Annotated in this window: 9 protein-coding genes; all 9 read left to right on the plus strand. The window is 54.4% G+C overall.

Features of this window, described 5'->3' with window-relative positions:
- The gene (locus RI501_RS06915; RefSeq protein WP_313821145.1) at positions 1 to 708 is read left to right on the plus strand and encodes a tRNA (adenine(22)-N(1))-methyltransferase; all 708 of its coding nucleotides are present in this window, start codon (positions 1 to 3) and stop codon (positions 706 to 708) included.
- The gene (locus RI501_RS06920; RefSeq protein ID WP_313821147.1) at positions 695 to 1501 is read left to right on the plus strand and encodes a Nif3-like dinuclear metal center hexameric protein; all 807 of its coding nucleotides are present in this window, start codon (positions 695 to 697) and stop codon (positions 1499 to 1501) included. Before RI501_RS06915 ends, RI501_RS06920 begins: the two co-directional genes overlap by 14 nt.
- A gap of 55 nt (positions 1502 to 1556) precedes the next feature.
- Entirely contained in the window at positions 1557 to 2798 is a 1242-nt protein-coding gene (pepT, locus tag RI501_RS06925) for a peptidase T (protein WP_313821149.1), read from the plus strand.
- Between the two features lie 139 nt (positions 2799 to 2937).
- Entirely contained in the window at positions 2938 to 5547 is a 2610-nt protein-coding gene (clpB, locus tag RI501_RS06930; RefSeq protein ID WP_313821151.1) for an ATP-dependent chaperone ClpB, read from the plus strand.
- A gap of 318 nt (positions 5548 to 5865) precedes the next feature.
- Positions 5866 to 6561 (plus strand): glycerophosphodiester phosphodiesterase, encoded by a 696-nt coding sequence (locus RI501_RS06935; protein WP_313821153.1) that lies wholly within the window; start codon positions 5866 to 5868, stop codon positions 6559 to 6561.
- Between the two features lie 136 nt (positions 6562 to 6697).
- The gene (gene dnaE / locus RI501_RS06940; RefSeq protein WP_313821155.1) at positions 6698 to 10039 is read left to right on the plus strand and encodes a DNA polymerase III subunit alpha; all 3342 of its coding nucleotides are present in this window, start codon (positions 6698 to 6700) and stop codon (positions 10037 to 10039) included.
- Between the two features lie 93 nt (positions 10040 to 10132).
- Entirely contained in the window at positions 10133 to 10861 is a 729-nt protein-coding gene (locus RI501_RS06945) for a transaldolase (RefSeq protein WP_313821157.1), read from the plus strand.
- Between the two features lie 251 nt (positions 10862 to 11112).
- Positions 11113 to 12870, plus strand: a complete 1758-nt coding sequence (pyk, locus tag RI501_RS06950) for a pyruvate kinase (RefSeq protein ID WP_313821159.1) — start codon at positions 11113 to 11115, stop codon at positions 12868 to 12870.
- A gap of 184 nt (positions 12871 to 13054) precedes the next feature.
- Positions 13055 to 13945 (plus strand): CvfB family protein, encoded by an 891-nt coding sequence (locus RI501_RS06955; RefSeq protein WP_313821161.1) that lies wholly within the window; start codon positions 13055 to 13057, stop codon positions 13943 to 13945.

Here is a 13945-nt window from a genome sequence, read left to right on the forward strand (position 1 = left end):
ATGGATGCAGACCATTTATCACGGCGCCTAGCGACCGTGGCCCACTATATTCCCCAGGGAAGCCGGTTGGCCGACATCGGGACCGACCACGCCTACCTCCCCGTAAATCTTTTAAAACGGGGCGTGATTCAAGGCGGGGTGGCCGGCGAGGTGGTGCGCGGCCCGTTTGAAAACGCCCAACATGAGATCCAACGCGAGGGTTTTAGCGACCGGCTGACCGCCAGATTGGCCAACGGGTTACGGGCCATCGAACCGACCGACCACATCGACACCGTTGCCATTGCGGGGATGGGCGGTACGTTAATCACTAACATTTTGACCCAGGACTTTGACCGTCTCACGGGGGTTAACCGACTGGTGCTTCAGCCGAACGTGAGTGCCAATCAGATTCGGCAATTCTTGATGACCCACGGTTTTAAGTTGGTTGCCGAAGAGATCTTAGCCGAAGACGGCCATATTTACGAAGTGCTGGTCGCCGACCGGACCACGGAAGCGGTCAGTTACACGGCCGACGAGTTACGATTCGGGCCATTCCTACTGGCGGCGCCTAATGACGCCTTCATCGCTAAGTGGCAACACGAAGCGTCACGCACCCGCGAGGTCTTACAACAGATGCAGGGAGCCAAGCAGGTGCCTACGGAGAAGGTGGCGGCGTTGACCGCCGAATTACACCAAATTGAGGAGGTCTTGGCCCATGCGCGCGCGTGAGTTAGTGGAACGCTTCGAACAGTTTGCCCCGAAGTCCTGGGCGGAACCCTGGGACGTCCCGGGCTTACAATTAGGGGACCTAGACGCCCCCGTGCATAAGATCCTGGTGACGCTAGACGTCCGGCCGGAAACGGTCCAAGAGGCCATTGACGTAGGCGCCGACTTCATTTTTGCGCACCACCCGGCGATGTTTCACCCGGCCAAGACGCTGGACTTGCGGGTACCGCAAAACCAGATGTACGCCACGATTTTAGCGCACCACATCACGGTTTATGCGGCTCACACTAACCTGGACAGCGCCCCGGGGGGGATGAACGATTGGCTGGCCGCCGCGTTGGGCCTGCAAAACTGTGAAGGCCTGGTTCCCAGCAACGGTCAGGGCGCCACGCCGGCGGTGACCATGGGCCGGGTGGGCGAGCTAGCGCAGCCTACCACGGTGCGGGCCTTTGCCGAGCACTGTAAAACGGTCTTCGGCTTGACCGGTTTGCGGCTGATCAGTCACACCCCGGCGGCTCCCGTTCAGCGGGTGGCCGTCTTAGGCGGCAGTGGCAGTGAATTTTATCCCGCAGCCTTACAACACCACGCCGACGTGTACGTGACCGGTGACGTGTCCTATCATCCGGCCCACGACATGCTGGCGGCGGGGCTGAGCGTGATCGATCCCGGCCACCACATCGAAAGTATCTGTCAGCCCCACCTGACCCAGCTCTTTACCACCTGGGCCGGCGAAAATAACTGGGACGTTGCCATTCAAGCCACGGCCCTGAACACCGACCCGTTTACTTTTCTTTAACCGGACCGGCGTGTAAACTAACCATGTGATTAAATTAAGTTGAGGAGTGATTTTTTTGGCAAAGTATGCAAACCTGATTCCCCGTTTCTTGGACTACGTGAAGGTCAATACCCGCTCGGATCCCCACTCGACGACGATTCCGTCGACGCCGCGCCTGACCGAATTTGCCAACCGGTTGGTGCAAGACCTGACCGCGATTGGCTTACAAAACGTGCACATCAACCCGCAATCGGCTTACGTGTACGCGACGCTGCCGGCGAACACCGACAAGGACGTGACCAAGATCGGGTTCATTTCCCACTTCGATACCGCGGACTTTAACAGTGAACACATTCAACCCCAAATCGTGGAAAACTACGATGGACATTCCGTGATCAAGCTAGACGCCGCCGGTAAGTACACGCTGGACCCGGCGGTCTTCCCGAACCTGAAGAACTACCAAGGGGACACCCTGATTACGACCGACGGCACGACTTTGTTAGGGGCCGATGACAAGTCCGGGGTCGCCGAAATTATGGCGGCCGCGGAGTATCTGTTGGCACATCCGGAAATCAAACACGGTGAGATTGAAATCGGCTTGGGTCCCGACGAAGAAATCGGGACCGGGGCGGATCATTTCGACGTGGCCGACTTTGGGGCCGATATCGCCTACACGGTCGATGGTGGTCCCCTGGGTCAATTGGAATACGAAACCTTTAATGCGGCGGACGCCCAGGTGGAAATTACCGGGACTAACGTGCACCCCGCCGAGGCCAAGGGCGTGATGGTCAACGCCTCGCAGGTTGCTATGGACTTTCACGCGAAGTTACCGGTCCATGACCGACCGGAAAATACGGCGGGGCGTGAAGGATTCTTCCACCTGTACAGCATAACCGGTGACGTGGATTCGGCGCACTTAAGCTACATCATCCGCGACCACGACCGGCAGATCTTCGAAGACCGCAAGCAACTCTTCCAGGGCGTGGCCGATCAACTAAACCAAGCCTTCGGACAGGATCGCGTTCAGGTCACCATCAAGGATCAGTACTACAATATGCGTGAGGTGCTCGAGAAGGACATGCACGTGGTGGACCTGGCCAAGCAAGCCTTAGAAGAGCTCGACATTCAGCCGTTGATCTTCCCGGTTCGGGGCGGAACCGATGGCTCAAAAATTTCCTTTATGGGTCTGCCAACGCCGAACCTGTTTGCCGGGGGCGAAAACATGCACGGTCGGTTCGAGTACGTTTCCGAACAGACTATGGAAAAGGCCACCGACGTTTTGATCAAGATCGTTTCTTTGGCGGAACAGCAGGCTTAAATTAATTAGTCAAAATTGGTCAAATTATTTTGAATTTAGTTTAAAATCAGTTAGAATATGAATGAAAATTGAGGTTGACCGTGGGTTGCCTCTTTTTTAGTCGCAATATTTAATCTAAATTTGAAACGGAGGAATCCTCATGGACCCAGAAAAAATGACTCAAGCTTTGACCGACGCACTGGGCGAAGCGCAACGCATTGCCGTGACTCGCAAGCACCAGGCCGTCACGGTCGCGCACCTGTTTAAGTTTCTCGTCCAACCCGGAGAACTGGCCCGGCAATTATTTCAAGATGCGGGTGTCGACGTCATACAACTGGACGCCGAACTTGACCGGGAGTTAGACGGGATTAGTCAGGTGACCGGTAGCGGTGTTCAGTACGGTCAAACCTTCTCCAATAATTTAACCGAACTTTTACAACAAGCGGATCAGCTCCGTGAAAAGTACCATGATGACTACCTGGCCATCGACACGGTGGTCTTAGCCGTGATGCACTTGACCGGTGAAAGTCTGACCGACTACTTGAAGCAGCGGGGGTTGACCACGAGTCGCCTCAAGCAGGCCGTCGACCAACTCCGCGGGGGCGAGCGGGTGACCTCGAAGAACCAGGAAGACCAGTATAAAGCCTTAGAAAAGTACGGGACCGACCTGGTCAAGGCCATGCGTAGCGGTAAGATCGATCCGATTATCGGCCGGGACGACGAAATTTTGGCCGTGATCCGGATCTTGTCACGCAAAACCAAGAACAATCCGGTTCTGATCGGAGAACCCGGGGTCGGCAAGACCGCCATCGTGGAGGGACTAGCCCAACGGATCGTGCGCGGGGACGTGCCCGATAACCTGAAGGACAAGACCATCTTTTCCCTGGATATGGGGTCCCTGATTGCCGGGGCCAAGTACCGGGGGGAATTCGAGGAACGCTTGAAAGCCGTCTTGAAGGAAGTCACCAAGAGTGACGGGCAGATCATTATGTTTATCGACGAAATCCACAACATCGTGGGTGCCGGCAAGGCCGAGGGCAGTATGGATGCCGGTAATCTGTTGAAACCCATGCTAGCCCGTGGTGAGTTGCACCTGATTGGGGCCACGACGCTCGACGAATACCGTCAGTACATGGAACAGGACAAGGCGCTCGAGCGGCGGTTCCAACGAGTGGTGGTTAACGAACCCAGCGTGGAAGATACCGTCACCATCCTGCGGGGAATTCGCGAACGGTTCGAAATTCACCACGGGGTGCGGATCCACGATAACGCGCTGGTGGCCGCGGCCAAGCTGTCCGACCGTTACCTGACCGACCGCTTCTTGCCCGATAAGGCCATCGACCTGGTCGACGAGGCCTCGGCGTCCATCCGGGTGGAAATGAATTCGGCGCCCACGGAACTGGATCAGGCCCGGCGGCAAATGATGCGGATGCAAGTTGAACAGACCGCGTTAAAGCAGGAAACCGATGCGGCGTCGCAGGCCCGGTTGCAGGAACTGAAGAAGCAATTGGCCGATACCAAAGAAAAGGTCGACCGGTTGAGCGCGCAGTGGAACGACGAAAAGTCGGCCATTCACCAACTAGGTGACAAGAAGACCGAACTGGATCAGGCCAAGCGCGACCTGACCACCGCCGAGAGCCAATACGACCTGACCAAGGCCGCCGAGTTGCAACACGGCACGATTCCCCGTTTGGAAAAGGAACTGGCGGGCCTAGAAGCTCAGGACCAACAGAAGCACTGGCTGGTGTCCGAGTCCGTCACGGCTAACGAAATTGCGGCTGTGGTCAGTCGAATGACCGGCATTCCGGTTACCAAGCTGGTTCAGGGCGAACGAGAAAAGCTACTGAAACTCGCCGACCGCTTGCACGACCGGGTCGTGGGCCAGGATCAGGCCGTGAGTGCCGTGGCCGACGCCGTTTTACGGTCGCGCGCCGGTCTGCAAGATCCAACCAAGCCGTTGGGGTCATTTCTCTTCTTAGGGCCGACCGGGGTCGGGAAGACCGAACTAGCCAAGGCGCTAGCCGCCAACCTGTTTGACAGCGAAGACCACATGGTACGGATCGACATGAGTGAGTACATGGAAAAGGAATCCGTGTCGCGCTTGGTCGGTGCGGCCCCCGGTTACGTGGGTTACGAAGAGGGTGGTCAACTGACCGAGGCCGTCCGGCGCAATCCGTACACCATCGTGCTGTTTGACGAAGTGGAAAAGGCCCACCCCGACGTCTTCAACCTGTTACTACAGGTCTTAGACGACGGCCGGCTGACCGATAGTCAGGGGCGGACCGTGGACTTCAAGAACACGATTCTGATCATGACGTCGAACTTGGGGTCGGATATTCTCTTACAGGGGACCGACGACCAAGGCCACATTAAGCCCGAGGTCCAACAACAGGTGGCCCGACTTTTGCAGACGCACTTCCGGCCGGAATTCTTGAACCGGATCGACGACACCATCATGTTCACGCCGTTAACGCTGGCCGACGTCCAACAAATCGTGGTCAAGCTGATTGGCCACCTGGCGACTCGCTTGCACGACCAACAACTGGATCTGACGATTACGCCAGCCGCCCAAGCCTGGATTGCCAAGGCGGGTTACCTGCCGGCGTACGGGGCCCGGCCACTGCAACGCTTTATCACGATGCACGTGGAAACGCCGCTGGCTAAGGAACTGATTGCCGGGAAGATTCCCGCGCACAGTCTGATTACGATTGACGTTGCCGACGATCACCTGAGCTTTACGCATAGCGTGCAGGTGACGGCTAAAGATTAGCGGTACCGCCCGAGAGTGGGAACCACCATTGGGAGCGATTTTACCCTGATCGTGTTTTAAGCTGATGGATCTCAACTAGGTATCGAAGCTTGCCGCTAAAGACAGTTGATTTAAAAGGTGACCGTGATTCCAATTCGGAAATCACGGTCACCTTTTACGTTAGAGCGCCCCCATTAGGCGGCCGAGGGCGGAGTATCAAAAAAATGATACACAGCATTTACAGGGAATATACGTGTCCTTTACAGGGAGTCCTTACACTGAAGATGATTCGCCGCGTGGTCCAATGGCGCGGATCAGACTAGCTAAGGAGAAAAGTAAATGACGATAAAAACGGCGATTTTTGGTCATCGGGGGTATCCAGCCCGGTTTCCCGAAAATAGTTTGGTGGGGTTTAGCTATGCGCTAGATCACCACATTGACGGGTTGGAGTTTGACGTGCAGCTGACTAAGGATCGCGTCCCCGTGATCCTCCATGACGCAACCCTGGAGCGGACCAGCGACGGTACGGGATGGTTGAAGCAGTATACGTTAGCGGAATTACGCCGGTTTCATTTGGCGCGGGGAGAGGCCATCCCCACCCTGGTGGAGCTCTTGGAATTGGTGGGACAACGTGACGTTCAATTAAACCTGGAATTTAAGACCAACCAGGTACGGTATCCGGGAATTGAAAAGATTGTTTTAGAAACGCTACGTGACTTTTCTTTGGCGCGTCCCGTGATCTTTTCGTCGTTTCGGTTAGCTTCGTTACGGGCCTGCCAATCATTGGCCCCCGACGAATCCTATTGTTGGTTAGCCGATCATCCGGTGGTGAACGCGGCAGCTTTTGTGGCCAATCAACATCTTAGTGGGCTGCATTTAAGGCATTACCAACACGCTGCTGTGACGGAACGTATCTGGACGGTTGACGACCCCCGGCTAGCCTGTGAGTTGTTTGCTCAACCCGTGGCCGGTATCTTTACCGATGATTTTATGACGATGCGCCGGTTGCGTGACCGGGTATTACAGGTTAAATAAGCAGTTGGACTTTGGCGATCCGCTAGCACGGCGGGATCGCTATTTTTTTAAATCGTGGTTGAACAGGCGTTCGTTAAACCAGAACGGTGGGGATTTTCTGGTATAATAAAGAACAGTAAGAAAGGAGAGAAGCGACGTGTTTGTGCCATTACAGGTCTTGAGCACCTACAGTTTATTACAGAGTACCAATCGGATTACCGAATTGGTCCAAACGGCGAAGCAACGGGGCTACACGGCGTTAGCTCTAACCGATCAAAACGTGATGTACGGCACGGTGGCCTTCTACAACGCCTGTCAACAGGCCGGCATTAAGCCGTTGTTAGGCTTGACCCTCAGCACCCAGGGCGTGGTGGTGACGGGTGACAGCGCCATGGACTGGATTTTTATCGCGCGTGACTTTACGGGTTACCAGCATCTCATGCAACTGAGTACGGCCTACCAGGTTGCCCAAGCCCCGGTGAATCTGGCGCAGCAGACCGAGTGGTTAACCCACGTGGACGTCATTGCCCCGGCAAATAGCGAAATTCATCAATTATTAGCGGCAGAAGACGCCACCAAGGCGGGCCAGGTCGTGAGCCAATTACGGCGGTGGGTCCCCGACGATTGCCTGTATCTGGGAATTGCGCCGGACATGCCCGTGGCCGTCCAAACGGGATTAAAGGAATTGGCGCAGCAGACGAACACGTCTTTGGTGGCGGTCAGCCCGGTTCACTATTTGAATCGCGAAGACCAGTTTGCGGTTAACGTGTTACGCGCCATTGCGGCTGGTGAGACCATCACCGATCCGCTGACCGCTCAAGGACAACTAGGTCAACACTGGTTAGTTCCGGCTGCCGATCAAGTTAATCGTTACCGCGAACTGCCGGATGCTGTGGCCGCTACCGAGCGGTTGGCAGCGGCCGCCAACGTCACGTTGCGCTTTAAACAGCCGCAACTCCCGCAATTTCCAACGCCGCAACGGGTATCTTCACAGGTCTATCTGCGCCAATTGTGCGAACAGGGGCTGGCCACCCGGTTACAAACGCAACCGGACGCGGACGTTAAGGCCTACCATGAGCGCTTAGCGCGTGAGTTAGGTGTGATTCATCGGATGGGGTTCGATGACTATTTCCTAATCGTCTGGGACGTGATGAACTTTGCACGCCGCACCCACATTCAAACGGGGCCGGGGCGGGGGTCGGCGGCCGGTTCGTTGGTCGCCTACGTCTTGGCCATCACCGAAGTTGATCCGCTGCGCTACCATCTTTTATTTGAACGGTTTTTAAACGAGGAACGGGCCCAGATGCCCGATATTGATCTGGACATTCCCGACGATCGGCGTCAAGAAGTTCTCCAGTATGTCCATGATAAGTACGGCCATCTACGGGTCGCTCAAATCATCACCTTCGGGACCTTGGCGGCTAAGGCGGCGTTACGTGATGTGGGGCGCGTGTTGGGGGTTAGCCCCTACGAGATGAGCGACTGGAGTGCGGCCATTCCTAACCAGCTGCACATCACCCTTCAGGCCGCTTACCAACAGTCACAGCGGCTACGAAACCTGGTTGCCGACAGCGACCGTAATCAATTGTTGTTTGCGACCGCGCAACGGTTGGAAGGCTTACCCCGCAATTATTCAACCCATGCGGCCGGCATTGTGTTAAGTCAGGGACAATTGACCGATTTGGTGCCCTTACAACCCGGCAGCGAGGGTCTGTTAATGACCCAGTATCCTAAAGATACCGTGGAAGCCGTGGGGTTATTAAAAATGGACTTTTTGGGGCTACGGAACCTGAGCATCTTGGCGAACGCCTTGCGGTTGGTTCAGAAGCAAACCGGTCAAAAACTTGATCTTAATCAGATCGATCTGAATGACCCGGCGACCCTCAAACTTTTCGCCCAGGGAGAAACCAACGGGGTTTTCCAGTTTGAATCGGCGGGTATCAAGCGGGTCTTACGCCAGCTTCAGCCGGACAGTTTTGAGTTAGTGGCGGCGGTCAACGCCTTGTACCGGCCAGGGCCGATGGAAAATATCGACACCTTTATTCGACGTAAGCGCGGTCAGGAACCCGTGACCTACGCGGCCGACGCGCTAAAGCCCATCTTGGGGCCAACTTACGGGGTACTGGTCTACCAGGAGCAGGTTATGCAAGTGGCCTCGACCATGGGGGGCTTTACCCTGGGGGAAGCCGACCTGTTGCGGCGAGCCATGAGTAAGAAGAAAAAGCAGACCATGGACGCGATGCAAAAGCAGTTCGTCCGCGGGGCCGTAAAGCGGGGGTACGCCCCGGACGTCGCCCAACGAGTCTTTGCCTACATGGACCGTTTTGCCAACTATGGTTTTAACCGGTCTCACGCGGTGGCCTATAGCAAGCTGGCTTTTCAGCTGGCTTACCTGAAGGCCCATTACCCGGGGCCCTTTTATGCGGCCCTATTGAATTCGGTGATCAACGTACCGGCAAAGACCAAGCTGTATTTAACCGAAGCCAAACGCCACGGGGTAAGCATCTTACCCCCCGACATTAACCGCTCAACGGCCTACTTTAATCTGCACGACCAGGCCATTATCTTCGGCCTTAGCTCAATCAAGGGGGTTCGACGCGACTTTCTCCGTGCCATTTTGGCCGAGCGCCACGAACACGGACCGTTCAAGATGCTTCACGAGTTTCTGGAGCGCACCGCGGCTAAGTATCGCAAGGAAGACCTACTCGATGCCATGGTTTACGCGGGGGCTTTCGATCATTTCGGCTACAACCGCGCAGAGTTGATTGCGGCCATTCCCGAATTTTTAAGTACCGTCGAACTATCGGGGAATAACGTTGAACTCTTCACGGCCCTGGCACCGAAAGTTAAACCACAACCAGATTTTGATCTGATGACGAAATTGACCCAGGAGGAGGCCGTCTTGGGGGCCTATCTCTCCGGGCACCCGGTCGAACAGTACCGGGACTTACGGCAGCAACGGCACGCCACGCCCATCAGCGAATTAAGCAGTGTGACTCAGGCCACGGTGGTGGTTTACGTGACCGGGATTCGTAAGATTCGGACCAAGCGCGGAGAACCCATGGCGTTTTTGACAGTTAGTGACGAGACTGCCGATCTGAGCATCACCGTTTTTCCCAACCAATACCGGCGCGCAGCGGAATGGTTAAAGACGGGGCAGGTGCTCGTGGTTCAGGGCAAGGTAGAACGTAAACGGGGGCTACAGCTAGTTGCTAACCAGTTACAATTGGCGCCGCAACCGGCCGTGCCGGCCACGTTACTGGCTGGCCCCCGGTGGTTTATTCGGGTGGATGCTCAGCACGATAATCAGCGCGTGGCCACCCAACTCGCCGAGTTATTGACCCAAAATCAGGGTCCGGTCCCGGTTATCGTGTATCAACCCCAGACCGATCAAAAGCGGGTGTTGCCACAGCGACAGTGGCTCCGGGCGGATGCGCGGTTGCAAGACTCATTAGAAACCCTCATGGGCGGGAAAAATGTGGTTTTTAAAAATGGGTAGACCAATTTAGTTAAAAATACCTCTAGACTATTTACGAAGGCTTTGGTACGATTGTACCAATGATTAATAAAAAATAGTTCTGGAGGTTTTTTCATGCAACTCAACGTGAAGGTTTACTCAGATGGTGCCGAATTATCTGCCATGAAACAGGTGGCTGCTCAGGGAGTCGTCCAAGGCTTTACAACGAACCCTAGCCTGATGAAGGCGGCGGGGATCACGGATTATTTGGCTTTTGCCCAAGAGGCCGTGGCCACGTTCCCGGATCAATCGATCAGTTTTGAAGTTTTCGCCAACCAGCCGGACCAGATGCTAAAGGAAGCCCAGGTCCTAGCTAAATTGGGGCAACACGTCGCCGTAAAGGTGCCCATCATTCGGGCGACCGGTGAAGATAACACGGACGTGATTACGAAATTATCGCAAGCCGGGGTACAGGTGAACGTGACGGCCATCACGACGTTAGACCAAGTCAAGTTAGCCGTAGCGGCCTTAGACGAACAAACCGGGGGAATTGTGTCGGTCTTTGCCGGTCGCGTGGCCGATACGGGGGTCGATCCACTGCCGTTGATGCGGGCAGCTGCAAAAGTTTGTCACACCAAGGCGGGCGTGGAACTGCTCTGGGCCAGCACCCGTGAAGTCTTTAACATTGTGCAGGCCGACCAGACCGGTTGTGACATTATTACGGTACCACCGAAGATTTTGGCTAAGTTACCGAAGTTTGGGAAGGATGCCTTCCAGATTTCCGTGGACACGGTGAAGACCTTCGACGCCGATATTGCGGAATTGGGCTTCACTATTCCGACGGAGAGTTTAAAGACGGTCTAAGTGGCGTTAGATTATCTAACTATAATTAATAACTAACCTTAATCATCAATCTATCATTTAAGTGTCAATCGAAAACGCTTACTTTGAGAATTTGGCTACAAAGTCGCTGAAATTCAGGGAACATAGCAGACATAAATTTTTAAAAGTGCTAAAATACTTTTGGAATCAAATTTGTGCCGAAGCTTTTGGTCTGCCGAGATTTGCACTCGGCGGATTGGATTCGTGCCAATTCTAAAGGAGAGATTTTTCTAATGAAGAAAACCAAGATCGTAAGTACCCTTGGTCCTGCAAGTACTGACGTTGATACTATCGTTAAGTTGATTGAAGCCGGCGCCAACATTTTCCGGTTCAACTTCTCCCATGGTGATCACGAAGAACACCTTGGCCGGTTGGAAAACGTCCACAAGGCTGAAAAGATTACTGGTAAGACTGTCGGCATTATGCTGGACACGAAGGGTGCTGAAATCCGGACGACCGTTGAAAAGGGCGGGAAGCTTGATTTCCACACTGGTGACGAATTCCGCATCTCCATGGATGCTTCCCTTGAAGGGACGAAGGAAAAGATCGCGGTTACTTACCCAGGTCTGTTCGATGACGTCCACGAAGGCGGGCACGTACTGTTCGATGACGGTCTGTTAGACACGGTCGTTGAAAAGAAGGACGATGCGACTAAGGAATTAGTTGTGAAGGTTCAAAACGACGGTGTCTTGGGCTCCCGTAAAGGGGTTAACGCACCTGGCGTTTCCATCAACTTGCCTGGGATCACGGAAAAGGACTCCGACGATATTCGGTTTGGTTTGGATCACGAAATCAACTTTATCGCGGCTTCCTTCGTACGTAAGCCACAAGATGTCATGGACATCCGTGAATTACTCGAAGAAAAGCACATGGAACACGTCCAAATCTTCCCGAAGATCGAATCCCAAGAAGGAATCAACAACTTTGATGACATCATCAAGGTTTCCGATGGGTTAATGGTTGCTCGTGGGGACATGGGGGTTGAAATCCCAACGGAAAACGTACCGTTGGTTCAAAAGGCCTTAATCAAGAAGTGCAACATCTTAGGTAAGCCAGTTATCACGGCAACCCAGATGTTGGACTCCATGCAAGAAAACCCACGTCCTACGCGTGCTGAAGCCTCTGACGTGGCCAACGCCGTCTTTGATGGGACCGACGCTACCATGCTTTCTGGGGAAAGTGCTAACGGTGAATACCCAGTTCAAGCCGTAGCGACGATGAACCGGATCGACATCAAGGCAGAAAACGCCTTGCCAGAATTTGGTCGCGATAACATCAACTTTGACAACGGTGACGTGACCGAATCTATCGGTGCTTCCGTTGCCCGGGTTGCCAACGAATTGGGCGTTAAGACCATCGTGGCAGCGACTGAAAGTGGCTACACCGCTAAGATGATCTCCAAGTACCGGCCTAACGCCAACATCCTGGCCGTTACCTTTGACGACCGGACTCGTCGTGGTTTGATGGTTAACTGGGGCGTTTACCCAATCGTGACCGAAAAGCCAGCTAACACCGATGAAATGTTCGACTTGGCTGCTGCCAAGGCCGTTGAAACCGGCTTAGCTAAGGAAGGCGACTTGATTCTGATCACCGCTGGTGTGCCAGTTGGCGAACGTGGGACCACGAACCTGATGAAGATCCAATTAATTGGGTCCAAGTTAGTTCAAGGCCAAGGTGTCGGTGACGACACGGTGATTGGCAAGGCCATCATCGCCAACTCCGCTGCCGAAGCTAACGCTAAGGTGGTTGAAGGTGGCATCTTAATCGCTAAGAACACCGACAAGGACTACTTGCCAGCAATCGAAAAGTCCAGTGCCGTGATCGTTGAAAACGGTGGGTTGACTTCTCACGCTGCCGTAGTGGGAATCTCCATGGGGATTCCGGTCATCGTTGGTGCTACGGGTGCCAGTGACAAGATCTCTGATGGCGAATTGATTACCGTTGATTCCCGTCGAGGCATTGTTTACCACGGTGCTTCCAACGCGCTTTAAGCTTAAAGATTAAATTTAATGGAACGGACTCGCCAATTGGTGGGTCCGTTTTTTGGTGGTGGGTTTAAATTCCCTACAAAATTTCGGCCAGGTCCCTCGCTAGTTGGGCGGTTTCCGTGTAAAATACAAGTTAGTGACTTTGAGAACGGAGCCTCGGCAATGGTCGAGGAGAAATGAGGATAGTATGGATAAACTATTAGGACGAGTGATCACGGGTAGTGTCACCGACGAAAACGAAACGGATTACTTCGTACAGGCGAGTGGCACCACGTTTCGGCTAGCCAAAAGCGAAATTAAGAAACCCTTGAAAGCCGGCGCTACGTTTAAGGGGTTTGCCTACGAAAATGAGGACCACCACCTGACCATCACCCGGGAGGCCCCCCAGGTGCAGGTGGATCATTACGGCTGGGGAACGGTGGTGCGTAGCCAACGGACGCTAGGGGTCTTTGTCAACATCGGCTTACCCGATAAGGACATGGTGGTGTCGCTCGACGATCTCCCTAGCATGATGGAGCTTTGGCCTCAGCAGGGCGACCGCTTATTGATTGCGCTACGTGAAGACAACAAGCAACGACTTTGGGGGGTGCTGGCCGATACCGACATCTTCCAGGCCATCACCCAACCGGCGAAGAAACGGATGGAAAATGCCAACGTGACGGCCACGGTATATCAAGACAAACTGGTGGGCACCCGGGTGATGACCGACCACTACGAACTAGGTTTCATTCATCCCAGTGAACGGGAAGTTGAACCACGCTTGGGCGCCCAAGTCCAAGCCCGCGTGATTGGGGTGCACGATGATGGTACGTTGAACTTGTCGCTCAAGCCCCGGGCCTACGAGGCCATCGACGACGATGCCGCCATGTTATTGGCGGCCCTGGAACACAGCGAAGCGGGACACTTGGAATTTAGTGACAAGAGTTCGCCGGCCGCCATTAAGGCCTACTTCGGAATCAGTAAAGGCCAGTTTAAGCGCGCCATCGGTCACTTGCTAAAGGCCGATAAGATCACGCAACACGACGGTCAGCTGTGGCTCAAGACCGCGACAGAGTCGACGGACGAAGCGACGGACTAA

It is taken from the genome of Levilactobacillus zymae, from assembly GCF_032190635.1.
Classification (GTDB): domain Bacteria; phylum Bacillota; class Bacilli; order Lactobacillales; family Lactobacillaceae; genus Levilactobacillus; species Levilactobacillus zymae_A.

Coding starts and splice junctions, on each gene's coding strand:
- RI501_RS06915 (WP_313821145.1), top strand. CDS start 1: ATGGATGCAGACCATTTATCACGGCGCCTAGCGACCGTGGCCCACTAT.
- RI501_RS06920 (WP_313821147.1), top strand. CDS start 695: ATGCGCGCGCGTGAGTTAGTGGAACGCTTCGAACAGTTTGCCCCGAAG.
- clpB (WP_313821151.1), top strand. CDS start 2,938: ATGGACCCAGAAAAAATGACTCAAGCTTTGACCGACGCACTGGGCGAA.
- RI501_RS06935 (WP_313821153.1), top strand. CDS start 5,866: ATGACGATAAAAACGGCGATTTTTGGTCATCGGGGGTATCCAGCCCGG.
- RI501_RS06945 (WP_313821157.1), top strand. CDS start 10,133: ATGCAACTCAACGTGAAGGTTTACTCAGATGGTGCCGAATTATCTGCC.
- pyk (WP_313821159.1), top strand. CDS start 11,113: ATGAAGAAAACCAAGATCGTAAGTACCCTTGGTCCTGCAAGTACTGAC.
- RI501_RS06955 (WP_313821161.1), top strand. CDS start 13,055: ATGGATAAACTATTAGGACGAGTGATCACGGGTAGTGTCACCGACGAA.